Origin of the sequence: Paenibacillus sp. RS8 (genome assembly GCF_041956825.1) — a bacterium.
Taxonomy (GTDB): Bacteria; Bacillota; Bacilli; order Paenibacillales; family Paenibacillaceae; genus Paenibacillus_AQ.
In genome coordinates, this window is record NZ_CP168131.1 from 811,155 (window position 1) to 835,474 (window position 24,320).

Annotated in this window: 23 protein-coding genes, 14 tRNA genes and 4 rRNA genes; 4 read left to right on the forward strand and 37 right to left on the reverse strand. The window is 45.8% G+C overall.

The window, feature by feature from the left end; genetic code table 11:
* Positions 1-43 precede the first annotated feature (43 nt).
* The 6 genes from ACDZ28_RS04840 to ACDZ28_RS04865 all read right to left on the reverse strand — a co-directional run bounded on the left by ACDZ28_RS04840 (position 44) and on the right by ACDZ28_RS04865 (position 3,879).
* The gene (locus ACDZ28_RS04840) at positions 44-466 is read right to left on the reverse strand and encodes a phage portal protein (protein WP_042131197.1); all 423 of its coding nucleotides are present in this window, start codon (positions 464-466) and stop codon (positions 44-46) included.
* A 113-nt stretch (positions 467-579) separates the two neighbouring features.
* A complete protein-coding gene (locus tag ACDZ28_RS04845) occupies positions 580-1,050 on the reverse strand; it encodes a phage tail tube protein (protein ID WP_076120994.1) in 471 nt (156 codons plus the stop codon).
* Position 1,051: 1 nt separating this feature from the next.
* Positions 1,052-2,374 (reverse strand): phage tail sheath family protein, encoded by a 1,323-nt coding sequence (locus tag ACDZ28_RS04850; RefSeq protein WP_375104141.1) that lies wholly within the window; start codon positions 2,372-2,374, stop codon positions 1,052-1,054.
* A complete protein-coding gene (locus tag ACDZ28_RS04855; RefSeq protein ID WP_375104142.1) occupies positions 2,374-2,553 on the reverse strand; it encodes a hypothetical protein in 180 nt (59 codons plus the stop codon). Before ACDZ28_RS04855 ends, ACDZ28_RS04850 begins: the two co-directional genes overlap by 1 nt.
* Complete coding sequence (locus ACDZ28_RS04860; RefSeq protein WP_375104143.1) at positions 2,550-2,963, reverse strand: DUF6838 family protein; 414 nt, start codon at positions 2,961-2,963, stop codon at positions 2,550-2,552. The genes ACDZ28_RS04855 and ACDZ28_RS04860 overlap by 4 nt, the downstream gene beginning before the upstream one ends.
* Positions 2,964-3,384: 421 nt before the next feature.
* The gene (locus tag ACDZ28_RS04865; RefSeq protein ID WP_042132515.1) at positions 3,385-3,879 is read right to left on the reverse strand and encodes an ArpU family phage packaging/lysis transcriptional regulator; all 495 of its coding nucleotides are present in this window, start codon (positions 3,877-3,879) and stop codon (positions 3,385-3,387) included.
* 286 nt (positions 3,880-4,165) lie between these two features.
* On the opposite strand from ACDZ28_RS04865, the gene ACDZ28_RS04870 reads away from it, so the two are divergent.
* Both ACDZ28_RS04870 and ACDZ28_RS04875 read left to right on the forward strand, forming a co-directional pair.
* Entirely contained in the window at positions 4,166-4,594 is a 429-nt protein-coding gene (locus ACDZ28_RS04870) for a helix-turn-helix domain-containing protein (RefSeq protein WP_042131203.1), read from the forward strand.
* A gap of 31 nt (positions 4,595-4,625) precedes the next feature.
* Positions 4,626-5,039: an ImmA/IrrE family metallo-endopeptidase gene (locus tag ACDZ28_RS04875; RefSeq protein WP_042132516.1), complete on the forward strand. Its 414-nt coding sequence runs from the start codon at positions 4,626-4,628 to the stop codon at positions 5,037-5,039.
* A gap of 101 nt (positions 5,040-5,140) precedes the next feature.
* On the opposite strand, the gene ACDZ28_RS04880 is transcribed toward ACDZ28_RS04875, so the two are convergent.
* From ACDZ28_RS04880 to ACDZ28_RS04975, 20 genes are all read right to left on the reverse strand, one after another.
* A tRNA-Pro gene (locus tag ACDZ28_RS04880) sits at positions 5,141-5,214 on the reverse strand.
* A gap of 14 nt (positions 5,215-5,228) precedes the next feature.
* A tRNA-Gly gene (locus tag ACDZ28_RS04885) sits at positions 5,229-5,302 on the reverse strand.
* A gap of 11 nt (positions 5,303-5,313) precedes the next feature.
* Positions 5,314-5,387: transfer RNA gene (locus ACDZ28_RS04890), tRNA-Pro, on the reverse strand.
* Positions 5,388-5,417: 30 nt separating this feature from the next.
* Positions 5,418-5,494: transfer RNA gene (locus ACDZ28_RS04895), tRNA-Arg, on the reverse strand.
* Positions 5,495-5,502: 8 nt separating this feature from the next.
* Positions 5,503-5,577 (reverse strand) — tRNA-Gly (locus ACDZ28_RS04900).
* A gap of 6 nt (positions 5,578-5,583) precedes the next feature.
* A tRNA-Leu gene (locus ACDZ28_RS04905) sits at positions 5,584-5,667 on the reverse strand.
* A gap of 15 nt (positions 5,668-5,682) precedes the next feature.
* A tRNA-Lys gene (locus ACDZ28_RS04910) sits at positions 5,683-5,755 on the reverse strand.
* 5 nt (positions 5,756-5,760) lie between these two features.
* Positions 5,761-5,835: transfer RNA gene (locus ACDZ28_RS04915), tRNA-Gln, on the reverse strand.
* A 43-nt stretch (positions 5,836-5,878) separates the two neighbouring features.
* A tRNA-Val gene (locus ACDZ28_RS04920) sits at positions 5,879-5,954 on the reverse strand.
* A gap of 40 nt (positions 5,955-5,994) precedes the next feature.
* Positions 5,995-6,069: transfer RNA gene (locus tag ACDZ28_RS04925), tRNA-Glu, on the reverse strand.
* An 11-nt stretch (positions 6,070-6,080) separates the two neighbouring features.
* Positions 6,081-6,156, reverse strand: a tRNA-Thr gene (locus tag ACDZ28_RS04930).
* Position 6,157: 1 nt separating this feature from the next.
* Positions 6,158-6,233 (reverse strand) — tRNA-Asn (locus ACDZ28_RS04935).
* Positions 6,234-6,239: 6 nt separating this feature from the next.
* Positions 6,240-6,356, reverse strand: a 5S ribosomal RNA gene (gene rrf, locus ACDZ28_RS04940).
* 72 nt (positions 6,357-6,428) lie between these two features.
* Positions 6,429-9,356, reverse strand: a 23S ribosomal RNA gene (locus ACDZ28_RS04945).
* A gap of 165 nt (positions 9,357-9,521) precedes the next feature.
* Positions 9,522-9,597: transfer RNA gene (locus tag ACDZ28_RS04950), tRNA-Ala, on the reverse strand.
* A 20-nt stretch (positions 9,598-9,617) separates the two neighbouring features.
* A tRNA-Ile gene (locus ACDZ28_RS04955) sits at positions 9,618-9,694 on the reverse strand.
* A gap of 41 nt (positions 9,695-9,735) precedes the next feature.
* Positions 9,736-9,852, reverse strand: a 5S ribosomal RNA gene (rrf, locus tag ACDZ28_RS04960).
* A gap of 124 nt (positions 9,853-9,976) precedes the next feature.
* Positions 9,977-11,534: ribosomal RNA gene (locus tag ACDZ28_RS04965) — 16S ribosomal RNA — on the reverse strand.
* The 16S, 23S and 5S rRNA genes sit together here with 14 tRNA genes alongside, the layout of an rRNA operon.
* Before the next feature lie 357 nt (positions 11,535-11,891).
* Positions 11,892-12,122, reverse strand: a complete 231-nt coding sequence (locus ACDZ28_RS04970) for a hypothetical protein (protein ID WP_036680631.1) — start codon at positions 12,120-12,122, stop codon at positions 11,892-11,894.
* Between the two features lie 251 nt (positions 12,123-12,373).
* Positions 12,374-12,982 (reverse strand): stage II sporulation protein M, encoded by a 609-nt coding sequence (locus ACDZ28_RS04975; protein ID WP_375105309.1) that lies wholly within the window; start codon positions 12,980-12,982, stop codon positions 12,374-12,376.
* A gap of 111 nt (positions 12,983-13,093) precedes the next feature.
* Here ACDZ28_RS04975 and pdaB point away from each other — a divergent pair, with 111 nt between their 5' ends.
* Positions 13,094-13,897 carry a polysaccharide deacetylase family sporulation protein PdaB gene (pdaB, locus tag ACDZ28_RS04980; protein ID WP_042131205.1) on the forward strand — a complete coding sequence of 268 codons (804 nt, stop codon included), beginning with the start codon at positions 13,094-13,096 and terminating at the stop codon, positions 13,895-13,897.
* A 50-nt stretch (positions 13,898-13,947) separates the two neighbouring features.
* Here the strand turns inward: pdaB and ACDZ28_RS04985 are convergent, their stop codons facing one another.
* Together ACDZ28_RS04985 and ACDZ28_RS04990 are read right to left on the reverse strand one after the other, a co-directional pair.
* Entirely contained in the window at positions 13,948-14,769 is an 822-nt protein-coding gene (locus ACDZ28_RS04985) for a PPK2 family polyphosphate kinase (protein ID WP_042131206.1), read from the reverse strand.
* A 335-nt stretch (positions 14,770-15,104) separates the two neighbouring features.
* Complete coding sequence (locus ACDZ28_RS04990; RefSeq protein WP_339291494.1) at positions 15,105-15,695, reverse strand: KinB-signaling pathway activation protein; 591 nt, start codon at positions 15,693-15,695, stop codon at positions 15,105-15,107.
* Positions 15,696-15,824: 129 nt separating this feature from the next.
* Between ACDZ28_RS04990 and gerD the strand changes: the two genes are divergently transcribed.
* Positions 15,825-16,496 carry a spore germination lipoprotein GerD gene (gerD, locus tag ACDZ28_RS04995; protein ID WP_076121166.1) on the forward strand — a complete coding sequence of 224 codons (672 nt, stop codon included), beginning with the start codon at positions 15,825-15,827 and terminating at the stop codon, positions 16,494-16,496.
* A gap of 58 nt (positions 16,497-16,554) precedes the next feature.
* Here the strand turns inward: gerD and ACDZ28_RS05000 are convergent, their stop codons facing one another.
* From ACDZ28_RS05000 to ACDZ28_RS05040, 9 genes are all read right to left on the reverse strand, one after another.
* Positions 16,555-17,655, reverse strand: coding sequence for an Mrp/NBP35 family ATP-binding protein (locus tag ACDZ28_RS05000; RefSeq protein ID WP_341115355.1), 1,101 nt, complete (start codon positions 17,653-17,655; stop codon positions 16,555-16,557).
* Positions 17,656-17,742: 87 nt separating this feature from the next.
* Complete coding sequence (cwlD, locus tag ACDZ28_RS05005) at positions 17,743-18,486, reverse strand: N-acetylmuramoyl-L-alanine amidase CwlD (RefSeq protein ID WP_042131209.1); 744 nt, start codon at positions 18,484-18,486, stop codon at positions 17,743-17,745.
* A gap of 78 nt (positions 18,487-18,564) precedes the next feature.
* Positions 18,565-19,734 carry a sulfate adenylyltransferase gene (gene sat / locus ACDZ28_RS05010; RefSeq protein WP_042131210.1) on the reverse strand — a complete coding sequence of 390 codons (1,170 nt, stop codon included), beginning with the start codon at positions 19,732-19,734 and terminating at the stop codon, positions 18,565-18,567.
* 37 nt (positions 19,735-19,771) lie between these two features.
* The gene (locus tag ACDZ28_RS05015) at positions 19,772-20,464 is read right to left on the reverse strand and encodes a phosphoadenylyl-sulfate reductase (protein ID WP_375104144.1); all 693 of its coding nucleotides are present in this window, start codon (positions 20,462-20,464) and stop codon (positions 19,772-19,774) included.
* 238 nt (positions 20,465-20,702) lie between these two features.
* Positions 20,703-21,095, reverse strand: coding sequence for a 30S ribosomal protein S9 (rpsI, locus tag ACDZ28_RS05020; protein WP_025706574.1), 393 nt, complete (start codon positions 21,093-21,095; stop codon positions 20,703-20,705).
* 20 nt (positions 21,096-21,115) lie between these two features.
* On the reverse strand, positions 21,116-21,553 hold the full coding sequence (gene rplM, locus ACDZ28_RS05025) for a 50S ribosomal protein L13 (protein ID WP_036680589.1): 438 nt from the start codon (positions 21,551-21,553) through the stop codon (positions 21,116-21,118).
* A gap of 217 nt (positions 21,554-21,770) precedes the next feature.
* Positions 21,771-22,565, reverse strand: coding sequence for a tRNA pseudouridine(38-40) synthase TruA (gene truA, locus ACDZ28_RS05030; protein WP_375104145.1), 795 nt, complete (start codon positions 22,563-22,565; stop codon positions 21,771-21,773).
* A gap of 300 nt (positions 22,566-22,865) precedes the next feature.
* Complete coding sequence (rplQ, locus tag ACDZ28_RS05035) at positions 22,866-23,231, reverse strand: 50S ribosomal protein L17 (RefSeq protein ID WP_019908254.1); 366 nt, start codon at positions 23,229-23,231, stop codon at positions 22,866-22,868.
* Positions 23,232-23,264: 33 nt separating this feature from the next.
* A complete protein-coding gene (locus ACDZ28_RS05040) occupies positions 23,265-24,209 on the reverse strand; it encodes a DNA-directed RNA polymerase subunit alpha (RefSeq protein ID WP_036680585.1) in 945 nt (314 codons plus the stop codon).
* Positions 24,210-24,320: the final 111 nt, after the last annotated feature.

The following is a 24,320-nucleotide window of genomic DNA, read 5'->3' on the forward strand; positions in this document are numbered from 1 at the left end:
AGGGCGTAGTAAGCTAAGTTAGCTTCGCTGTCGCCCTCGTTGATTAGTTTTTTACTTCATCCACCAGCTCGTTCATATCTGTACCGAAGCCATTCAAGGCCTGTACCCGTTCACCCAGCGCGGCGAATTCACCTGGGAGCAGCATTTTACGCAGCAACGTCTCAGCACCAAGAACACCATAAGAACGTTGTAACTCGGCATTTTTCAGATCTGGATGCACCACACTTGAAGTCATCAGCTTAGCCATATAATCATTCGGTTCAATCTCGGAGGTATACACTCCGTTCTTACCTTTGACCTTACGAGTAGCTGCTTTACGGCATTCCTGATTCTCATCCTCGTTCATACTGCGTAGCTTCCAGGCAACTGCGTTCCCTTCCTTATCCTTAAAACGCTGCGATACCACAAACTCCTCGGTCGTGTCACATGCTACATTTTGCGCAAAAAACAAACTTAATTCACTCATTGTCTTCCTCCTAAAATGATTTAGTTTCTTCTAGTACTACTAACTAGACAGAGAAGAGACCCGCCGCTCACCTGCACGCCCGGGCCTTACTTGCTCCTATCTAGTTGTCTTTATTATTTTCCTGAGCCGGCCGGAGCGCCAAAAGCTTGCACAATCTGCACGTCTTCAAAGGTAAAGCTCACTTCTTCTTCCAGCGCATCTGATTCTGTATCAAGAGAAGCCATGATGACACTATCAAGGTTCACGCCTTTTAAAATAATACGTTGCGCTCCCACACTGGACGATGGGTCTTCGTTCGTAACCTCAATATCGAAATACTGATCGACACCTGTGTTCATATAATCAAGCATCATCTGGCGGAAACGGCTAGTCATATAAAAAATCGTCATCGAACCGCTGCCCGACCATCCAGTCGCTTTATGCTGAACACCACGTCGGCCGAGTGTCTTCACTTCCGCCTTTGTTTTTTCTACCGTTGCTTCAAGCGTCTTCACATAGAACATCTCTTCAGTTTGCGTGCCAATCATGGCATACGCACGGCCCTCCTGGCCGGAAATCGTATCGCTAGCTTTTAAAAATGCCATCTTAAACCACCTTCACTTTCATATATACTTTTTCTACGGAATCAACTGGCTTCACTGCTACGTCGAGTACAATACTATCGCTATCGGTACCTGCCACAACGACAACATCAGTCTGCGCATTAAAGCTTTCAATCGCCCCAATATCCTGCAGATCATTCATGTAAGTTGCACATTGCGACCAGAACAGAGCCCGTCCATCTTCATTATTGGCTACCTTACCAATGTAGTAGTTCTCAAAAATACGCTTCAGATCATTCGCAATCCCATCCAGCACACGCAACACACGATTTTTGGAGAACGCTTTGCCTTTATCCGGAGAGAATGCCGTAAACGTGTTAATATCCTGTTCCACCACAGCTCGCCCTCCACTGTAAGTAAAGAGCAGTTCGCCTTGCAGCAAAGCTGCTGTCGTTTCAGAATGGCTAAGCCGTACATCAGCATCAACCGAGTCGTCATAGCCCTGATAAGTCAGCGATTGATTCACCGCAGCAGCAGCAGTAGCACCGGCAACCCAAGCAACAGCATTGGTGTTATCAATCGTAGTTCCGTCACTCAGTACTACCCCATTCTTCACGCTGATCACACCCTCATGACCCGCAGTAGCATAATCCGATAGTACAGCCTGCACTTTCTTACCTTCCGTATCCCGCAGTCGTCTCACCCAAGAGCTATACAGTGCCTTAAGCGTACTATCCTGCGATACTAGTCCAACCGTTTGGAACTCAAGCACCTCAAGAGCAGATAAGAAATCGCTGTGCGCACCATTTGTCACCGTTCCATTAGCTCCGCCAATAAGCGGCATCCCTGCGGTTAGCTTCAAGCCTTCTGCACCATTTTTCTGGAATTGTACATAATCGTTAGCGACCAACTCTTCAGCCGTTCCAACCGTTTGCTTATTCAGTTCAGCTCCATTCAGCAGTGTCTTTACATCAAAAAGAGTATTATTCTCAATATTCTTCTCAATAACAACAGAAAGATCGTTTCCGCGTACACCACCGTATTTAGCCGTAACCTGTAGACCATTGTTCGTGACCGCCGCTTTAACCCCTTCATTCAATCGATAGAGCAGTAACGTTCCCGCACGTTTCAGCGCTTCGCGTACTGGCAGCAATGTTGGATGTTCCAAATCATAACCTAGTAGCTTATTCACGTCGTCCTGCGGGGTAATCTCCATGATCACTCCAGCTTCTCCCCAAGATAAAGCAAGTGCCAACGCAGTAATTCCCCGTTCTCCCATTTTGCCGATGGCACCTTGATTCGATGCTACATTTACGTACACCCCTGGGCGCACTTTGTTTTGAGTTGTCCATGTTCCGCCTGCCATTAGTTCAAAACCTCCTTATTAATAAACAATCCCATAGATTGCTTCGCTTCTTCGATCGTATAACTTTTGTTATCCTGCAAAATAACGTTCAGCATATCCTTTTCCTTAGCCGTAAAAAGCGATGAATTCACAATCTGCTCTTTACCAAAACGATCTCCATTACTCACCTTTGTGCTCATTTCAGTCTTTCTCCTCCAATCATTTGCCCCATCTTAATGGGGTCATGCTTCTCACTTTGCAAATACACCATATAGTCCGTTGTAAAAAGAGGCCCATGCCCCTCTACCCCAGCTTCCCAGGCTTGCCTAGCTACACGAAAGGAGCCACCCTCTTGCTCCATCCCTGCCATCGCTTCACTTAGCTTATCTGCCATTCTCTCAGCCTCCAGCAGACTTCCCTGTTCATAACGGATACCGAAGCGATAAACCGCTAAATATCTGCCTTCCCGCTGCCGATCCAGAGTCGCTGAGATCAGTCCGGGATAAAAATAAGCCGTCTGAGGTTTCTCTCCCTCCACATATACAGGCACATCTGGAAAGTACTTCTCCAGCGCACTCGTAATGTGTTCTCGTAATTGTTGTACCGACATCACTCCATTCCTTTCTGAACTGCGGCGGTTCGCCGATCTTTGATGGTGTTAACCTTCAATTGCATTAACAAGACACCTCCTCTACTAAAACTAAGAACAAAAAAGGATACTATCCGATGTTGGATAATACCCTTCTATACTAGGCCAATGCCAAAAGAATCTTTCACCGCTAGATTTGTTCTTATCACCACTAGGGCCGAACGATTAGCAGAGCATTCATGCTCTTGCGGTGTTCTTTTTGCTTCATTTGCCATGTTATAAATATACACCCCTATTTGCCTTGCAGAGACGGTATACCGACGAGGTTTAAGCTAGCTTTGGGATGGTAAAGAGCGGTTTTTCGGAGGGGTCATCTGCTCATAAAAAAAGACCGCATCATCCGCTCGGATGACACAGTCTCTTAAGTAACCATCTATATCTCTTAGGTAATACTAACCTTCTCTTTCTTCACTCTTGGTGCTGTTATTAAGGTGTTAAGGGACAGTAGGCCGAGATCCGTTAAAGCCAAAGCCATCTTATAAAAAGCCTTCGAGCGTATCTTCACGTAAGTATCCTTACTCACCGGTGGATCAAACACATGATTGTAAATCGTATAATCGTACGTTTCGTCTCTTTTCATATAACGCTCTCTTACTAATTGCTGTTCCCTCGTATCAAGTCTCTCTACCACAGAGTCTATCGCCGAGCAAAAAGCCCTCCTAGCAGCAGGTATATCCACATTATAAGAAGCTATCGCAGCAGTCTGATCAGTAACTGTATTCGTAGGACCATGAAATCTTTCTGTATAAGAATAAGTAGTACTGGCTTCCTTAGCCTCAAATGTAACGGTCTTAAAAATACGGTATTTCTCCAACATACTCTCTATAGCGACCTGGGTTCGGCGACGGTCTAACTCTGGTAAAGCGGATAAGTTCATCATTTTATGCACTCCTTTAGGTTTGACAGAATGAGATTAAATTGCGGAAGTTTCCTAAGCAATATGCTAAAATATAAAAGTGTTCGTATTCTGTTCGTATTTTTCTATAATATACCACTTCTCTACCAATCTCGTAAAACCCCGTTTTAGTCTGTTTTGGGCGAAAAAGAATAGCTTTTCCTCCATTATCTTGCCTTTTGGCAATAATATACGCTTTGTTGTTTACCAATTGGCAAAAATGGCTTATATTAATATCATAAGCTTCAGTCTATAAGGAGTGGTTGAGATGAAACAAGAATTTGGGGATTACATGAAGCAACTTCGCGAAACAAAGGGACTCACCATTAATCAATTGGCAGCAGCAGCGGGGATTAGCGGATCACAGATTTCACGGATTGAAAATGGTCTAAGAGGCGTTCCTAAGCCAACTACGTTACGCAAAATAGCTGAGGCCTTAGGCGTCCCGTACGAGCAGCTAATGGATCAAGCGGGGTATTTACAGGAGCAAGCCCTTCCAAGCGAAGAGATTGTCCCAGAGTGGGCTACAAGCAAGGATAAGCGTGACTTTCGTAAAATGCTAGAGGATGATGGAGAGCTGATGTTTGATGGAATTCCACTAGACAAGGAAGACAAGCAGAGGATTAAAGATGTACTGACCGGCTTATTCTGGGAAGCCAAACAGATGAACAAGAGAAATAAATCCAACAACACTTAATAACTACACTAACATGCTGCAGGTGAAGAATATGGATGAACTGATCAATAATCTGATTAAAAAATATAAAACCAACTGTCCGTTCGAGCTGGCCTCAGCGCTGGGTATTCACATTCGTTTCATGAACCTTGGGACAGGCACAAAGGGATTATATTACCGAAAACTAAGAAGAAGATTTATTGTCATTCATAATGAGTTGCCAGTTGAGTGGCAGCGCTTCGTTTGTGCGCATGAATTAGGACATGATCGACTTCATAAGGGGATTAACCGCTTTTTTCTAGAGGAAAGCTCCTACTTCTCTCCTGGGAAGCTTGAACGTCAAGCTAATGTCTTTGCTGTAAAGCTACTATCCACAGGTAGCAATCCTGAGCAAGAAGAATCATGGAAAAGTTATTATTTACGAATTGGTATTCCACCAGAAGTTCAATTTCTTTTGGAAGAATGATAGAACATATGTTATATCAATACATGCGTATTATTAAATCAATACATAACAAAAAAAGCTCTTACCGAAGTAAGAGCTTCTAAGAGCGATTAAGCTGAGTATCGGGATGACACGATTTGAACATGCGACCCCCTGGTCCCAAACCAGGTGCTCTACCAAGCTGAGCTACATCCCGTTACTATAAAATTATGGAGCGGGTGATGGGAATCGAACCCACGCTATCAGCTTGGAAGGCTGAAGTTCTACCATTGAACTACACCCGCAAAGGTGAAAATCGGGATGACACGATTTGAACATGCGACCCCCTGGTCCCAAACCAGGTGCTCTACCAAGCTGAGCTACATCCCGTTATAATGCTATGATTGCTTAATAAAAAAATGGCGCGCCCTGAGAGATTCGAACTCCCGGCCTTTTGATTCGTAGTCAAACGCTCTATCCAGCTGAGCTAAGGGCGCAAAAATTATGGAGCGGAAGACGGGAATCGAACCCGCGACCCTCGCCTTGGCAAGGCGATGCTCTACCGCTGAGCCACTTCCGCAAAATATGGTGCGCGTGAAGGGACTTGAACCCCCACGTCGTGAAACGCCAGATCCTAAGTCTGGTGCGTCTGCCATTCCGCCACACGCGCATGTAATAATAAAAGTGAGCCATGAAGGACTCGAACCTTCGACACCCTGATTAAAAGTCAGGTGCTCTACCAACTGAGCTAATGGCTCGCACTTGGCTGGGGATATAGGATTCGAACCTATGAGTGACGGAGTCAAAGTCCGTTGCCTTACCGCTTGGCTAATCCCCATTGATGCTACCTCTATGTTGCCCATAATCTCTCAGGAAGATTATGGTGGAGGCTGAGGGGATCGAACCCCCGACCCTCTGCTTGTAAGGCAGATGCTCTCCCAGCTGAGCTAAGCCTCCATATCTATGGGACCCTCTAAGGGTAAGTACAAGTAAAAGTTGGTGACCCGTATGGGATTCGAACCCATGTTACCTCCGTGAAAGGGAGGTGTCTTAACCCCTTGACCAACGGGCCTTGCAAATCTGTGGAGCTCTCAACCGGATTCGAACCGGTGACCTCTTCCTTACCATGGAAGCACTCTACCTGCTGAGCTATGAGAGCATGGCTCCCCGAACAGGACTCGAACCTGTGACAACTCGATTAACAGTCGAGTGCTCTACCAACTGAGCTATCAGGGAATATCCGCTTGGCAACGTCCTACTCTCCCAGGACCCTTCGGTCCAAGTACCATCGGCGCTGGAGGGCTTAACGGTCGTGTTCGGGATGGGTACGCGTGGAACCCCTCCGCTATCGCCACCAAACGGGCATTACAGCGTAATGCTCAGGCTTAATCGCCTGAAAACTGAATCCGAATTGAATTTGCGTTCTAAGTGTAGGATAAGCCCTCGACCGATTAGTATTGGTCAGCTCCATGCATTACTGCACTTCCACCTCCAACCTATCTACCTCGTCGTCTTCAAGGGGTCTTACTAATTGGGAAATCTCATCTTGAGGGGGGCTTCACGCTTAGATGCTTTCAGCGCTTATCCCGTCCGTACGTAGCTACCCAGCCATGCTTCTGGCGAAACAACTGGTGCACCAGCGGTACGTCCATCCCGGTCCTCTCGTACTAAGGACAGCTCCTCTCAAATTTCCTGCGCCCACGACAGATAGGGACCGAACTGTCTCACGACGTTCTGAACCCAGCTCGCGTACCGCTTTAATGGGCGAACAGCCCAACCCTTGGGACCTACTTCAGCCCCAGGATGCGATGAGCCGACATCGAGGTGCCAAACCTCCCCGTCGATGTGGACTCTTGGGGGAGATAAGCCTGTTATCCCCAGGGTAGCTTTTATCCGTTGAGCGATGGCCCTTCCATGCGGTACCACCGGATCACTAAGTCCGACTTTCGTCCCTGCTCGACTTGTAGGTCTCGCAGTCAAGCTCCCTTATGCCTTTGCACTCTTCGAATGATTTCCAACCATTCTGAGGGAACCTTGGAACGCCTCCGTTACTCTTTAGGAGGCGACCGCCCCAGTCAAACTGCCCGCCTGACACGGTCCCCGTACCCGATTAGGGCACTAGGTTAGAACCTAGATACGATCAGGGTGGTATCCCAACGGCGCCTCCACCGAAGCTTGCGCTCCGATTTCTACGGCTCCCACCTATCCTGTACAGATCGTACCCAAATTCAATATCAAGCTGCAGTAAAGCTCCATGGGGTCTTTCCGTCTTGTCGCGGGTAACCTGCATCTTCACAGGTATTAAAATTTCACCGGATCTCTCGTTGAGACAGCGCCCAAGTCGTTACGCCATTCGTGCGGGTCAGAATTTACCTGACAAGGAATTTCGCTACCTTAGGACCGTTATAGTTACGGCCGCCGTTTACTGGGGCTTCGGTTCATAGCTTCGGATTGCTCCTAACCACTCCCCTTAACCTTCCAGCACCGGGCAGGCGTCAGCCCGTATACTTCGCCTTGCGGCTTCGCACAGACCTGTGTTTTTGCTAAACAGTCGCTTGGGCCTTTTCACTGCGGCCCCCTCGTGCTATTCACACTACCGGGGCACCCCTTCTCCCGAAGTTACGGGGTCATTTTGCCGAGTTCCTTAACGAGAGTTCTTCCGCGCGCCTTAGAATTCTCTTCTCGCCTACCTGTGTCGGTTTGCGGTACGGGCACCTTCTCCTGGCTAGAGGCTTTTCTTGGCAGTGTGAGATCATGACCTTCGCTACTACAATTTTCGCTCCCCATCACAGCCCAGCCTTAACGATGTGCGGATTTGCCTACACATCAGCCTCACTGCTTAGACGGACATATCCATCAGTCCGCGTCACTACCCTCCTGCGTCACCCCATCGCTCATAGCGGATTACGGTGGTACAGTAATTTCAAACTGTTGTCCTTCGACTACGCCTTTCGGCCTCGCCTTAGGTCCCGACTTACCCTGAGCGGACGAGCCTTCCTCAGGAAACCTTGGGCTTTCGGCGGATCAGATTCTCACTGATCTTTTCGTTACTCATACCGGCATTCTCACTTGTATGCTGTCCAGCGCTCCTTACGGTACACCTTCAACCTACATACAACGCTCCCCTACCCCAGATACATAGTATCTAGCCATAGCTTCGGTGGTGTGTTTAGCCCCGTTACATTTTCGGCGCAGAGTCACTCGACCAGTGAGCTATTACGCACTCTTTCAATGGTGGCTGCTTCTAAGCCAACATCCTGGTTGTCTGTGCAACTCCACATCCTTTCCCACTTAACACACACTTGGGGACCTTAGCTGATGGTCTGGGCTGTTTCCCTTTTGACAATGGATCTTAGCACTCACTGTCTGACTCCCGGCAATAAGTATATGGCATTCGGAGTTTGACTGAGCTTAGTAATCCTTGCGGACCCCGCACCCAATCAGTGCTCTACCTCCACTACTCTTATACCGAGGCTAGCCCTAAAGCTATTTCGGGGAGAACCAGCTATCTCCGAGTTCGATTGGAATTTCTCCGCTACCCCCACCTCATCCCCGCACTTTTCAACGTGCGTGGGTTCGGGCCTCCAGTGCGTGTTACCGCACCTTCACCCTGGACAGGGGTAGATCACACGGTTTCGGGTCTACGTCCACATACTCAATCGCCCTATTCAGACTCGCTTTCGCTGCGGCTCCGTCTTCTCGACTTAACCTTGCATGTTAAACGTAACTCGCCGGTTCATTCTACAAAAGGCACGCCATCACCCATAGATAGGGCTCTGACTTTTTGTAAGCACACGGTTTCAGGTTCTATTTCACTCCCCTTCCGGGGTGCTTTTCACCTTTCCCTCACGGTACTGTTTCACTATCGGTCGCCAGGTAGTATTTAGCCTTAGCAGATGGTCCTGCTGGATTCATACGGGGTTTCACGTGCCCCGCACTACTCGGGATCCGTCTCGGAGAGAACACAGTTTAGGTTACAGGGCTTTTACCTCTATCGCGGGCCTTTCCAGACCTCTTCACCTACCATATTCCTTTGTAACTCCATGTGAGACGTCCCACAACCCCTAAGAGCAAGCTCTTAGGTTTAGGCTGTTCCGCGTTCGCTCGCCGCTACTGACGGAATCACTATTGTTTTCTCTTCCTCAGGGTACTTAGATGTTTCAGTTCCCCTGGTCTGCCTCTACACACCCTATGTATTCAGATGTGAGTAACTGCGAATTACCACAGCTGGGTTTCCCCATTCGGACACCCCCGGATCAAAGCTTGCTTACAGCTCCCCGAGGCAGTTTCGTTGTTCGCCACGTCCTTCGTCGGCTCCTGGCGCCTAGGCATCCTCCGTGTGCTCTTATTAGCTTAACCATGATTTTTCCGAAGGAAAATATCATACGATATCTCTCTTGGAATCATCTCACTAATAACATTTACTTGTTTGCACAAGTTGCTAAAAGATGTTCTAAAACGCAAATTCGTTTCGGTATCCAGTTTTCAAGGATCAATGTTAAAGAAAGTATTGATTTAAAATTATGGTGGAGCCAAGCGGGATCGAACCGCTGACCTCCTGCTTGCAAGGCAGGCGCTCTCCCAGCTGAGCTATGGCCCCATAAAGGGATATAAGTTATATGGTGGGCCTTGGTGGACTCGAACCACCGACCTCACCCTTATCAGAGGTGCGCTCTAACCAACTGAGCTAAAAGCCCATATAACATATAATATTGTGAATCAACCAAAGTGGTTGTTCGCTTGGCGGCGTCCTACTCTCCCAGGACCCTTCGGTCCAAGTACCATCGGCGCTGGAGGGCTTAACGGTCGTGTTCGGGATGGGTACGTGTGGAACCCCTCCGCTATCGCCACCAAACGCATATGAAAGAGACTTGCTCTTTCAAAACTGAACACGAGTGAGTGTTCGAACCCGAAGGTTCTATTGTGGAAGTTTAACTTCCGATTTGAATGTCTTCATTGCAGAAGACGATTCTCCATAGAAAGGAGGTGATCCAGCCGCACCTTCCGATACGGCTACCTTGTTACGACTTCACCCCAATCATCTACCCCACCTTCGGCGGCTGGCTCCCTTGCGGGTTACCCCACCGACTTCGGGTGTTGTAAACTCTCGTGGTGTGACGGGCGGTGTGTACAAGACCCGGGAACGTATTCACCGCGGCATGCTGATCCGCGATTACTAGCAATTCCGACTTCATGCAGGCGAGTTGCAGCCTGCAATCCGAACTGAGACCGGCTTTGATGGGATTGGCTCCACCTCGCGGCTTCGCTTCCCGTTGTACCGGCCATTGTAGTACGTGTGTAGCCCAGGTCATAAGGGGCATGATGATTTGACGTCATCCCCACCTTCCTCCGGTTTGTCACCGGCAGTCACTCTAGAGTGCCCAACATTACTTGCTGGCAACTAAAGTTAAGGGTTGCGCTCGTTGCGGGACTTAACCCAACATCTCACGACACGAGCTGACGACAACCATGCACCACCTGTCTCCTCTGTCCCGAAGGCCGCTGCTATCTCTAGCAGATTCAGAGGGATGTCAAGACCTGGTAAGGTTCTTCGCGTTGCTTCGAATTAAACCACATACTCCACTGCTTGTGCGGGTCCCCGTCAATTCCTTTGAGTTTCAGTCTTGCGACCGTACTCCCCAGGCGGAGTGCTTACTGTGTTAACTTCGGCACCAAGGGTATCGAAACCCCTAACACCTAGCACTCATCGTTTACGGCGTGGACTACCAGGGTATCTAATCCTGTTTGCTCCCCACGCTTTCGCGCCTCAGCGTCAGTTACAGCCCAGAAAGTCGCCTTCGCCACTGGTGTTCCTCCACATATCTACGCATTTCACCGCTACACGTGGAATTCCACTTTCCTCTTCTGTACTCAAGTCACCCAGTTTCCAGTGCGACCTTAGGTTGAGCCCAAGGTTTAAACACCAGACTTAAATGACCGCCTGCGCGCGCTTTACGCCCAATAATTCCGGACAACGCTTGCCCCCTACGTATTACCGCGGCTGCTGGCACGTAGTTAGCCGGGGCTTTCTTCTCAGGTACCGTCACTCCGATAGCAGTTACTCTACCGGACGTTCTTCCCTGGCAACAGAGCTTTACGATCCGAAAACCTTCATCACTCACGCGGCGTTGCTCCGTCAGACTTTCGTCCATTGCGGAAGATTCCCTACTGCTGCCTCCCGTAGGAGTCTGGGCCGTGTCTCAGTCCCAGTGTGGCCGTTCACCCTCTCAGGTCGGCTACGCATCGTCGCCTTGGTGGGCCGTTACCCCACCAACTAGCTAATGCGCCGCAGGCCCATCCCTCAGTGACAGATTGCTCCGTCTTTCATTCTTTCTTCAGGAGAAAAAAGAAATTATCCGGTATTAGCTACCGTTTCCGGTAGTTATCCCAGTCTAAGGGGCAGGTTGCCTACGTGTTACTCACCCGTCCGCCGCTAAGTTATTTTGAAAGCAAGCTTTCAAAATAACTCCGCTCGACTTGCATGTATTAGGCACGCCGCCAGCGTTCGTCCTGAGCCAGGATCAAACTCTCCAATTAGTATTGAAAAGAGCGATATGCTCATTTTGAAACATCTGACGAGAAAATTAATTCTCTAATTTGGAATTCACTTTCGTGATTTCCCACTCACTCGTTGTTCAGTTTTCAAAGATCAATGTCTCTTATTTCGTCGTCGTTGTTTGTCAGCGGCGACCTTTATAATATATCACAGTGTTTCGTTGTTTGGCAAGTCTTTTTTTTGAAAAAGTTTTTTTCATTTTTTCTTGCCTTCCGCTTCCCTTTTACACAAGCAAAAGGAGCGCGAGATATAATTTATCATGAGCACTCCTTTTTAGTCAAGCTATTTTATTAAAAAATCTTAAATCCATATAAAACTCTTGCATTTACCACCTATCCTCAGTGTTTATACTGAGATGAACGTCCGCCCCATGCATACTTGGAAAGCTCTTTCTGAGGAGCAAAACGAGCATACATCCGAAATACAGTCTTATATCTATTGGCGATGGCATGCCTGATATTTTGGTCCAAGCGCTGATCACTCAAATCTAACAGCATCTCATCGAGTTCTTTCCGCAAAACATAATCCAGTTCCTTGCATTCTTTTTCGTTAAACAACATACCCAACATATGCTTGGCCTCCTTCATGAAGTTGCAAGTAACACATTCACTAAAACCATAAACCCCTTGTACATAATTAGTTAGTCCATCTCATGGAGAAAGCTGCCTTAAGTCCTCTTACACTAGATTAACCGGAGTACTCTTTTTATAACCATAATTAATAAAAATTCCCTTTATGGTTACGTCGCGATTATATACCTCTGTCCTTTAGGCAATCCTTGGATGAATAGCTTTAATGTTATGCTCCAATCTTGGAAGTTTTATGATAAAAGCGAAAAAGTTATTGTGCTTTCAATGATGGCTGCAACAAATAGCAGGATTACAGTCCATATAGATGCCGTGAGTGTTTGACGCATAAAGAAAGACCAATCTGCCCCTCTCTCCATTTTCCTAGTGGAAGAACTAAATATACTTGAGAGTACTTTCCCGCCGAACTGCAGTCCAAATGCACAAGCAATAATGATTGCCGGAATCTCTATAATCCCGTGTGGCAGCAGTCCTTTTACAATAAGTTCGAACAAGTCCTGTCCTTGTAGTGCTGATAAATGAATCAGATAGCCGATAACCGCTCCGTTAATAAATAAGAATATGGCTGGCAGTATACCGAACAACGCCCCTAAAAATATGATAAGAACACCCTTGATGCTGTTATTTAAAAATATAAATACAAAGAAGCTCCATTGCGGATTAGAAGAATCTCTAAGGTTGCCACTGATTTCACTGAGCCCCTCTAATTGCTGAACCAATAGCTTTTCCAGACTGCTGGTAGCTACCCATCCTATAACCGCTCCTACTGCGAAGAGCAGACAGGATAGCAATAAAGCCTTCCGGATCGTTTTTAGATCTTTAATAAACGTGAAGAACGACAACATAAATACCCTCCTGAAATTGTGATCTCTGTTTCTTAGGTCATAACCGTGCGGTACGAGCATACATTTAGAACAAACAAGCATTTCGCATGGGAGAGGAGCGCTGTCATTATGAATTCTTTTTATGTATTCAGCGGCAAAAAGATTAAACGATTCATCTATATCTTCGCCGCTGTGCTTCTTGCTGCTGGAGTTGTATACGTCGAGAGGGGAAACATAACCGTTTTTTCTGAATCCGGACCTTCCGCGATCTACAGTGTACCAACAGAGAAGAAGCTGATTGCCCTGACCTTCGATATTAGCTGGGGGGAGAAAAGACCTGAGCCGATTTTGAAGGTACTTGAAGACAAGAAAGTGGACAAAGCCACCTTCTTCCTGTCGTCACCATGGAGTAAGACTCACCCAGACATTGTAACTAACATCAAGAATGCAGGTTTTGAAATTGGAAGTCATGGTCATAAACACGTCAATTACAGCACACTAAGCAACGAAGAAATTCGCACACAGATCTCAACGGCTCACACCGTACTTACCGAATTAACCGGCACTGAGCCCAATTTGATTCGTATGCCTAATGGGGATTTTGACAAAAGAGTCCTTCAGGTTGCCAGCGATCTCGGTTACAAGGTTATTCAATGGGATACAGACTCTCTGGACTGGAAAAATATCGGCGTAGACAATATCGTGAAGCGTGTAACGACAAAAGCGCATCCAGGTGATATCGTCCTTCTACATGCCAGTGATTCCTGCAAACAAACACATGAAGCACTTCCACTCATTATCGACGAGCTCCGCAGACAAGGTTATGAATTCGTTACCGTCTCTGAGCTGATTAGTCAAAGCAATACCGAAGGTAAAGAAGTTCGCGACTCAGCTTCACTTAGTAATGCCTTAGAGGACGCGGCTGGACTGTAAAGTACATTTCAATCTCTGGTGCCGTAATGGATGTTGATTCGTCCAAAGGATTAATGACGTGGAGAAATGAGTTCCGATATGTCGGGTGTGGGGGTATTCAGCTTCGGATAGCTCAGATCCAGACTCTCCAGTGTCTTTACTACGATGGATAAGGTCAAATAGTTGCGGTACCATTGATGATTGGCGGGTATCCAGTACCAGGGTGCTTTATCTATGCTAGTTTCCTTAAAAACATCTTCATATGCTTCTTGGTAATCATCCCAATACTCCCGCTCCTGGAGATCACTTGCATCGAATTTCCAGTGTTTTTTAGGATCTTCAAGTCTTTCCTTTATTTTCTTTAACTGCTTCTCTTTAGAAATGTGCAGAAAAAGCTTGATAATTGTCGTCCCCTCTTCCACCAGCATTTCCTCAAACTGCCGTATGTAACGAAAACGGCGCTTTAGGTCATCCTTTTTCAACCCTCCATGTACCCGCGGTACCAATACATCTTCATAGTGCGAACGATTAAATGCAGAGATATAGCCCTTAGGGGGAGTTTTCTGATGTACCCTCCATAGGAAATCATGAGCCTCTTCCTCAAGAGATGGTTTCTTGAAGCTGGTAACTATGAAGCCTTGTGGATTGATGCCTGAAAAAATATGCTTAACCGTTCCATCCTTACCGCTGGAATCCATTCCTTGCAGAATTACAAGCAGCGAGTGCTTTTTCTGAGCAAACAAAATATCTTGTAGCTCTGCCAAACGTGCTTTAAGCTCTTCTGTTTTGGCTTCTGCTTCTTTTTTGGATTTAAAAATACCTATATCGTCCGGATCCAGCTTGTTAAGCCGGATTTCTTTTGTGTCTTTTATCATATAGCGCTTGATGTCCATATATTCCCCTCCTGAAAGTTTTGTGAGCGTTACTACACTTGTGTTACTTCGTACAAAACTCACTTCGGAAGCATCTACTAAGTTTTGTAAAGCATATACATCATTGAGGAGCTTCGTACAAAACTCACTTCGAAAGCATCTACTAAATTTTGTAAAGCATATACATCATTGAGGAGCTTCGTACAAAACTCGCTTCGGAAGCATTTTCTTAGTTATGTGTTCTTTAAGATTAACCTCCTCAATCAGATTTTAATCGTTTAGATACAGTAAGAGCAAAAAACCCCGTCTTCTGAAATCAGAGCACGGGGTTCATTGTTTAGTGCTTTCCCCATTCATTATCCGGCTGCCGGCCTCAGAATACGGTGAAGCATCAAAATTTGGAATGCATTACAAGCGATAAGCGGAACAACAATAAATACCGTCGCACTATCAACACCTATACGGAGCACACCAATAACTTCCACAATTGAAATAGCTGTCATAAAAAAGAGGGTTGGAATCAAAGCTGAGATGTTTGTACTTTTTACTTTGAAATAAGACACAATAATAGCTGCTAACAAAATAAAGATTCCTAATATTAGATCAGACATAACATTTCTTTCCCCGCCAACGACGGTACGCAGAAAAATCAGTTCAAGCAATGCGAGCACAGAAAGCACTAGTTGTATGTATTTCCAAACCTTTTGAGGAAAAACGCCATTGCCCATATAATTCAAAATCAAATAGGCAAAAAAACCAAGTTGCGAATAAACGCTTACAAGCATACCGTAGCCAAGCAGAATCAGCGGGTATAAAAAGAAATCCCCGACACTTTTGAAATCAATCTTACCATTTACGAATTGAAGTGCCAGACCTGCGATTACAGCTCCGCCCGCTCCTATAAGGAGGGTAGTCCAAAATAAATGAAACCATTTTTTTATACTCAGCCAATTCACCTCCTCTTGTCAGATTTATTTTACCAAGGATACCGACAAAACACCATTACACTCACAACATAAATGTGCTCTAATGCGGCATAATACATCTGGAGAATCCTATAAAGGAGGGCAGCGCCAATGAAATGGAGATTTATCGGTTCTGTGGGTTTGGCTTTGGGCTTTGTTATGGCCTTAACGGCTTGCGGAGGTGAACAGAGCAGTTCTTCTTCCGGACAAGGCAGTTATAAAGAAACGAAGACCATGGTTTTAGATATATTGAAAAGCGATGAAGGTAAAAAAGCGGTTGAGGAATCATTATCAAGCTCCAGCTCTGGCGGCACCAGTGGAATGAGCATGAAGATGATGCCGCTTCAAACAACAGAGGAAATCAAAACCGCTGTAAAGGATACTCTCACTGCGCCGGAATATCAGAAGGAAATCGAGAAAATAATGACTGATCCCAAGTTCGCGGGTGATTTTGCTAAAGCCATTCAATCGCAAAGCAAGGAGCTACACCTTCAGCTAATTAAAGATCCCACTTACCAGAAATCAGTCGAAGAAATTATGAAATCCCCAGAGATGATGACGATGTTTCTAAATCTCACCAAAACACCTGATTACCGAAAACAATCGATGAAGACTATGCAGGAATCCATGCAAACCCCATTATTCCGTATGGAAGTATTGAATTTACTTAAAAAAGTTGTGCAAGAAGAACTCGAACCAAAGGAGAAAAAAGATAAAGCCAGCGAAGGTGCCGACAAACAGGAAAGCAGTGGCGGCGGTAGCGGCGATGATTCAAGTTCATAAAAAAGAGGCCTCATCCCACTAATAAAGTGTGGGACGGCCTCTTTTTCATGCACAAAAATTAGTGCTCGTATTTTGCAATGATTTTATCAGCGATATCGGCAAATATCAGTCCTGTCGATGTCTCTTCTTTGTATACAGAAGGTGAGAAATCGGATTCAGAAATATGGTTGTCCGGTGCACCTAGCGGCACTTGGGCAAGCAGCTCCGTATGAAGCGTCTCGGCAAGCCTTGCTCCTCCGCCTCTGCCAAAGATATAATCTTTCTTACCGCAGTCAGTACACTCATAATAAGCCATGTTCTCAATGACTCCAATAATCTCATGATCTGTCTGTAGAGCCATAGAGCCCGCTCTAGCCGCCACAAACGCAGCTGTAGCATGAGGTGTCGTCACTATGATCTCTTTGCTGTGAGGCAGCATCTGATGCACGTCAAGCGCCACATCACCTGTACCTGGGGGAAGATCAAGCAGCATATAATCAAGTTCACCCCAACCGACATCATTGAAGAACTGGCGAAGCATTTTACCAAGCATAGGCCCCCGCCAAATCACTGGACTATTCTCACGGATAAAGAAGCCCATAGACATGACCTTCACTCCGAAACGTTCCACAGGAATAATCGTTCCTTCTTCAACAACCGGCCCCTCTTCAATCCCCATCATATCAGGAATGCTGAAACCATAAATATCGGCATCGATTAGACCCACTTTTTTTCCTTTTCTTGCTAGGGCTACGGCCAAATTCACTGTTACAGTGGATTTACCAACTCCACCTTTACCGCTGGCCACGGCGATAAAGTTCACACCAGAGCTCTCGCTAATTAATTCATGGTCATCAAGGCCGGCAGCATGTCCCTTAAGTTTCCCAGGTTCATCAACTTCCTCTGCACTCTCTCCGCGAAGGATAGCACGTTCATAATCGGTTGCATCACGAAGCCGGATATGTACATTTGAAGCCCCACCCGCTTCAAGCAATTCACGAACCTGTTGTTCTAGATCCATGCGACTTTGCTCTTCAGGATTCAGACATACGATTGATAAAGAAATACGATCTTCTTTAATCATAATGTCACGAATCAGCTGTAGTTCCACAAGGCTTTTTCCAGTTTCCGAGTCTGTTAATGGCTGCAGTATTTCCTGAATTTGTTCCTTAGTCAGCATGGAAAGCACCTCTGTTTCCTTTCCGGTTAAGAAATTCTCCGGAGTTTTTGTCTATTATAACATTACCTGTCTCTCCATGAGTAGTCCTTACTGCTCGGAGGCGTACCGAAGAATGCCGCGATAAATGCTAGTCGCTACCTTCCGCTGGTAGACATCATTTCCGAGTAGAGCGGATTCCTGGGGGTGTGATAAGAAGCCGACTTCTACAAGCACCGCTGGTATTTTTAATGCTTTTAGCAGATATACAGTATTCACTGTCTTCGCCACACGATCGGTATTCTCTAGCGTAGTCTTCAGCTCACTCTGCACAAACTCCGCAATTGCTTTATTATCCTTATGATTGGGGTAGTAAAAGGTCTGCGCTCCGCTCCAACGATTCGAAGGGACACTGTTCATGTGAACGCTTATAAAAAGGTCTGCGCCTTTCTCTTCGATGCTTCTTACCCTTTGTTTAAGATCTTCCGTCTTGCGCTTAGAATAGCCCTTAGTGCCTTCCAGAGCCAAATCGTAATCACCCTCACGAGTCATTACTACAATAGCCCCTGCCTGTTGCAGATAATCACGCAAATACAGCGATACCGCGAGATTAATATCTTTCTCAATTAGCCCTTCTCGGCTAACCGCTCCTCCATCAGCTCCACCATGTCCCGCATCGAGAGCAATAACTTTTCCTGACAAGGGCAGACTCCAATAATTTAGTGTTTTAGCAGTAGGCATGTCATACGCTATAATTCCGATCATTATAGCCAGCAGTGTCGCACCAAGCATACTTTTTTTGATACTGCTCCATGAAATCCAGACCGAGACTTTATTCTGCTTTCGGCCAGACATAACAAAGACCCCCTCGTCCCGATAGATAATACTCATCTATATGGGACAAGAAGGTCAAATAGTACTAGCTGACAGTGATTAAGCTGTAACTTCTTGAGTCATACCTTCAATCAGAATCTGCGCAACCTCAGGCCGCGTAAATTCTGGGGGAGGACATTGGCCGTCACGGAGCAAAGCCCGTACTTTCGTACCCGACAATGTCATATGATCATCGCTAGGATGAGGGCAAGTTTTACTAGAAGCCATATTTCCGCATTTTTTACAGAAGAAGCTGTGTTCAAAAAATAATGGAGTTATATCAAGCTCCTCAGCACTAAAATTCGAGAAAATTTCCTGTGCCTCGTAAGTTCCGTAGTAATCCCCTACGCCCGCATGGTCACGACCCACGATGAAGTGGGTACAGCCGTAATTTTTGCGAACCATGGCATGGAAAATTGCTTCCCTAGGACCTGCATAACGCATTGCCGCTGGAAAAACACCAAGGAAGGTACGATCCTCAGGATAATAATTCTCCAAAAGCGCGAGGTAGCTCTTCATCCGCACATTTGCCGGTACATCATCCGACTTCGTCTCACCAACAAGTGGATTTAGAAATAGAGCGTCTACAACCTCCATAGCGCACTTTTGAATGTATTCATGAGCTCGATGAACCGGATTACGTGTTTGGAACCCTACAACCGTTCTCCAGCCCTTATCAGCAAATATTTTCCGCGTATCCGCAGGATCAAAATAAAACTCACTGAACTTCTCAGGCTGTGGTCGATTCAAGACTGTAATCGGTCCTCCAACATAAGTCGAAGGACGAGCCAGCAACTTACTCACTCCAGGATGTTCAGGATCTGTTGTTTTGAAGACATTTTGTGCTTCAATCGTTTGATCAACAGTATAAATACTTTCAATATCCAATAAACCGTAAATCTCGCCATCGTCTTCACCGATTAGAGAAACTTTATCCCCAATTGATAATCCGGCAGCCACATCATCTTCTACAGCCAACGTTATTGGGATGCTCCACACAGTGCCATCTGCTAAACGCATGCTTTTTACCACTGAAAGATAGTCTTGTTCATTTAAAAAGCCAGTTAGTGGGGAAAACGCACCTACAGCTATAAGATCCAAATCGGATAAAGTCCAGGTATTCAAGGCAATTGCCTTGTTGTCACGTGCGAGATTTAGCAATTCTTCTCTTTCAGTTCCCTCTACTACACGGTTAACCAAAGTTCCGCCATGCGGACGTATTGAAGTCATCTTAGTCTCTCCTTCTATGTTCCCACAGGGATATGTCTTATTTGTGCAAACCGCATTCTGTCTTTTCTGATCCAGACCAACGGCCAGCACGCGGATCTTCACCTGGCATAACCTGACGAGTACATTGTTCACAGCCGATACTTGGATAGTTACGGTCGTGTAGAGGGTTATAGATTACGTCATTTTCACGAATATAGTTCCATACATCTTCTGAAGTCCAATCCGCAATAGGATTAAACTTTACTAAACCAAATTTATAATCATACTCAACCTTTTTAGCATTTGCACGGGTAGGTGCTTGATCACGGCGAATTCCAGTAATCCAAGCCTCATATTGAGATAATATACGAGTCAGCGGTTCAACTTTACGAATTCCACAACATTGGTTAGGATCAACAGTCCATAACGCATCACCGTATTGAAGTGCTTGCTCCTGCGTTGTGAGTTGCGGAGACACACGTACAAACTCTAATCCGTATTTGTTTGCCATTAAATCTCTGGTTTCGTAGGTTTCCTTAAAATGATAATCTGTATCGAGATAAAAGACGTCAGTAGATGGACTAACTTTATGAAGCATATCAACAAGCACTACATCTTCGGCACCAAAGCTGCAGGCAAAAGTAATGTTAGGAAATGTTTCAACAGCCCAGCGGATAATTTCCTCGGGTGAAGCACTCTCTAATTCTTCGGCCTTTATTCTGATCAAATCTTCTTTCTCAAGCAGGTTCATTAAGGTATTCCTCCATCCAAAATATTAATCGTATGAATAAATGAGGTAAAAGAAGTAATAAAACCAACTATTTCTATATGAAATAGTATATAACTTTTACGGAGGAAGTCAATGAATTTCACCGCTCAGAATTAGTAAATGAATGCAAAAAAAGCCCATTTTTTGTTCAAAAGGGCCTTCAGAGTAAAAAAATAAAACCCTCGACCATAAAGGCCAAGGGTTGAATTCTTGATAAATATTAACGTTTCGAGAACTGAGGCGCACGACGTGCAGCCTTCAAGCCGTATTTCTTACGTTCCTTCATACGAGGGTCACGAGTCAAGAAACCAGCTTTCTTCAATGCACCGCGATATTCAGGGTCAACTTTAAGCAATGCACGGGAGATACCGTGACGAATTGCTCCAGCTTGACCAGAAATGCCGCCACCATGTGCAAGAACGATTACATCGTAGTTGCCCAGTGTTTCAGTCAGGTTCAAAGGTTGTTTTACGATCATTTTCAGTGTTTCAACACCGAAATATTCGTCCATCTCACGTTTGTTAATGACAATGCGTCCTTCACCCGGTACAAGGCGAACACGTGCTACCGAATGTTTACGACGACCTGTCCCATAGTATTGTACTTGTGCCATGAAACTGTCCTCCTCTATTCTTATCCGCGAAGTTCGTAAACTTCAGGTTTTTGTGCTGCATGTGGATGCTCGGCGCCTGCATATACTTTCAATCTCAGCTTCATGTGGTCCCCTTGACGAGTCTTAGGAATCATACCATGAACAGCGAATTCAATTACGCGTTCTGGTTTAGTGTTCAGCAGAGTTTCAGCATTAGTAACTTTCAAGCCACCTGGGTGCATCGAGTGACGGTAGTATTTCTTGTTTTGCAATTTCTTACCGGTCAAGTGAATTTTCTCAGCGTTGATTACGATAACGAAATCTCCTGTGTCAACGTGTGGAGTGAATTGCGGTTTGTGTTTGCCACGGATCAAAGCAGCGGCTTCGCTGGCCAAACGACCAAGTGTTTTGCCTTCGGCATCAATAATGTGCCAATTGCGTTCAACTTCGTTCGGCTTCGCCATATAGGTGGTACGCATGAATGTTTCCTCCTTGTTCTCGTACGAAAATCTTCTGTTTCGTATATCTTGTTTCTCATTGAATTACAATTATGTGAGTTAAGCAAAGCATTTTTTTGGCATTTCCTTGATCGGGGCTGTGGGATAGCCATCAAGAAAACACAACTTTTATATTACAGTATAAACATAACAAGTGCAAGTGATTTTTAAACATTCAACCTATTATTTAGGAAGAAATTTATAGAAAAAAAGATTCACTTTCGGTCTCATCATATTCTACACTCCACAAAGCCAACCCCTTGGCCATAGCTGTTGGACCAGCAGCTGAACGATCACATGCCGCCAATATCTCAGCAACATGATCAGCATCTATTTTACCTTCCCCCACATGGATCAAAGTCCCCATAATAATGCGAACCATATGTTGAAGAAATCCACTACCCGTTATATAAGTTTGGATCACTCCCTGATCTAATGAAGAGGGTCGGCACATACTGCGGTCTACTTCCATATGAGCTTCAAAGATCGTTCGTACATGAGAGGTCTTAGTAGACCTCCGAGAAGCAAACGAAGTGAAGTCATGTGTCCCTAAAATATGCGTTAAGCCTTGCTGCATCGCAGGAATATCCAACTGCACCGGATGGTGAAGCTGCCAGCGCCGTTGAAACGGATCTGGAAACCTGTTGCCGTTAATCGTGTATCGGTAAGTTTTACGCTTAGCTCCTCTACGAGAGTGAAACGTCAGCGGTACTTCCCTAGCCTCAGTAACCACGATATCTTGTGGCAGCCGGGCATTAAGCGCCAGACACCAACGTTCAAGCGGGATTCGAGAGGAGGTCGTAAAGTTAAAAGGCTGACCATAGGCATGTACTCCGGCATCTGTACGACCAGAAGCTGTAATCTTAAGCTCCTCACCCGTCAGATGGAGTATCGCTTGCTCCAGCCGATCCTGAATCGTATTGCCCTGAGGCTGGGTCTGAAAGCCATCATAATTTGTTCCGTCATAATTGACCTTCATCAATAGATTACGCATTCCGTTCTCCTTTATAAACCGTTCAGCAGAAACGTCGATCGAAGCACTGTCTGATCTTATTCACGAGGAAGAAATGGCTTTGCCGTCCCTAGAAGGACGGCATCCATTAACACTTCGCTCCATTATTTCAAAAAAAAGAGCCCCTGCGGGAGCTCCTTCAATTGAACCAAGGTGATTCCCACGGTTATTAGTACAGCAGAGTCTTGCGCCTCTGCAGCACAATAACGCTGATATTTCCCCCATCTTTACTCCAAAGAGGGCCGGATGAAAGGGAAGCATCGGAAATCAATACTTGTGATACTACGCGCGGTCTACCAATTCAAGATAAACCATAGGCGCAGCGTCGCCACGACGAGGTCCTAGTTTCAGGATACGAGTGTATCCACCTGGACGCTCCGTGTAACGAGGAGCAATGTCAGAGAACAATTTTTGAATTGCATCTTGTTCACCATCAACAGTCTCGCGGCGAACAAATGCAGCTACTTGACGACGAGCATGAAGATCGCCTTTTTTAGCTTTAGTGATCAACTTTTCAGCGATAGAACGAACTTCTTTCGCTTTAGCTTCCGTTGTTTGGATGCGCTCGTATAAAAATAGATCCGTTACCATGTCGCGAAATAACGCTTTACGCGCACTGGAATCACGGCCCAATTTTTGGTATGCCATGTGTTTTCCCTCCTTTACTGTAGCAATCTGTAGCTATTCTTCTGTACGGAGTCCCAAACCAAGTTCCTCAAGCTTCTCCTGAACTTCTTCCAAAGATTTACGACCAAGGTTACGCACCTTCATCATATCTTCTTCAGTCTTCGTGGTAAGCTCTTGTACGGTATTAATACCAGCACGTTTGAGGCAGTTGTAGGAGCGGACAGAAAGATCAAGCTCTTCGATTGTCATCTCAAGCACTTTTTCTTTTTTGTCTTCTTCTTTTTCAACCATAATTTCGGCGTCTTTCGCTTCGTCCGTAAGACCTACGAACAATACGAGGTGCTCGTTCAAAATTTTGGCTCCGAGGCTTACAGCCTCTTCCGGTCTAATACTGCCATCTGTCCAAATTTCAAGCGTCAATTTGTCGTAGTTAGTCACTTGACCAACACGTGTATTGTCTATGCCGTAGTTAACGCGTGAAATAGGAGTGTAGATGGAGTCAACCGGGATAACGCCAATTGGCTGATCGTCGCGTTTGTTCCGGTCCGCTTGGACGTAGCCGCGACCACGGCCTGCAAAAATACGCATGTGAAGTCTCGCACCAGGTCCCAGCGTTGCAATGTGAAGATCCGGATTCAGGATCTCAACATCGCTGTCCGCACGGATATCACCTGCGGTAACGATGCCTTCCCCTTCGGCATCAATCTCAAACACTTTTTCCTCGTCTGAATGAATCTTCAAGGACAAGGCTTTAAGGTTTAGAATGATCTCCGTCACATCTTCCATTACGCCTGGAACGGTCGAGAACTCATGCAGAACGCCGTCAATTTGGACCGAAGTCACTGCGGCTCCTGGAAGCGAAGAAAGCAATATCCGGCGAAGTGAATTCCCCAGAGTCGTGCCATACCCACGTTCCAACGGTTCAACTACGAATTTCCCATAGGTACCTTCATCATTAGCTTCTACGGTCTCAATCTTCGGCTTTTCGATTTCTATCACGAGTTTACCCCTCCTTCAACGTCGCTCCTATATGAAACTGTCACCCCATCAGGTGCATCATGTAGTATGCCTAAACACCTATTATTAGCAGATGCGTCAGAATTATACCAC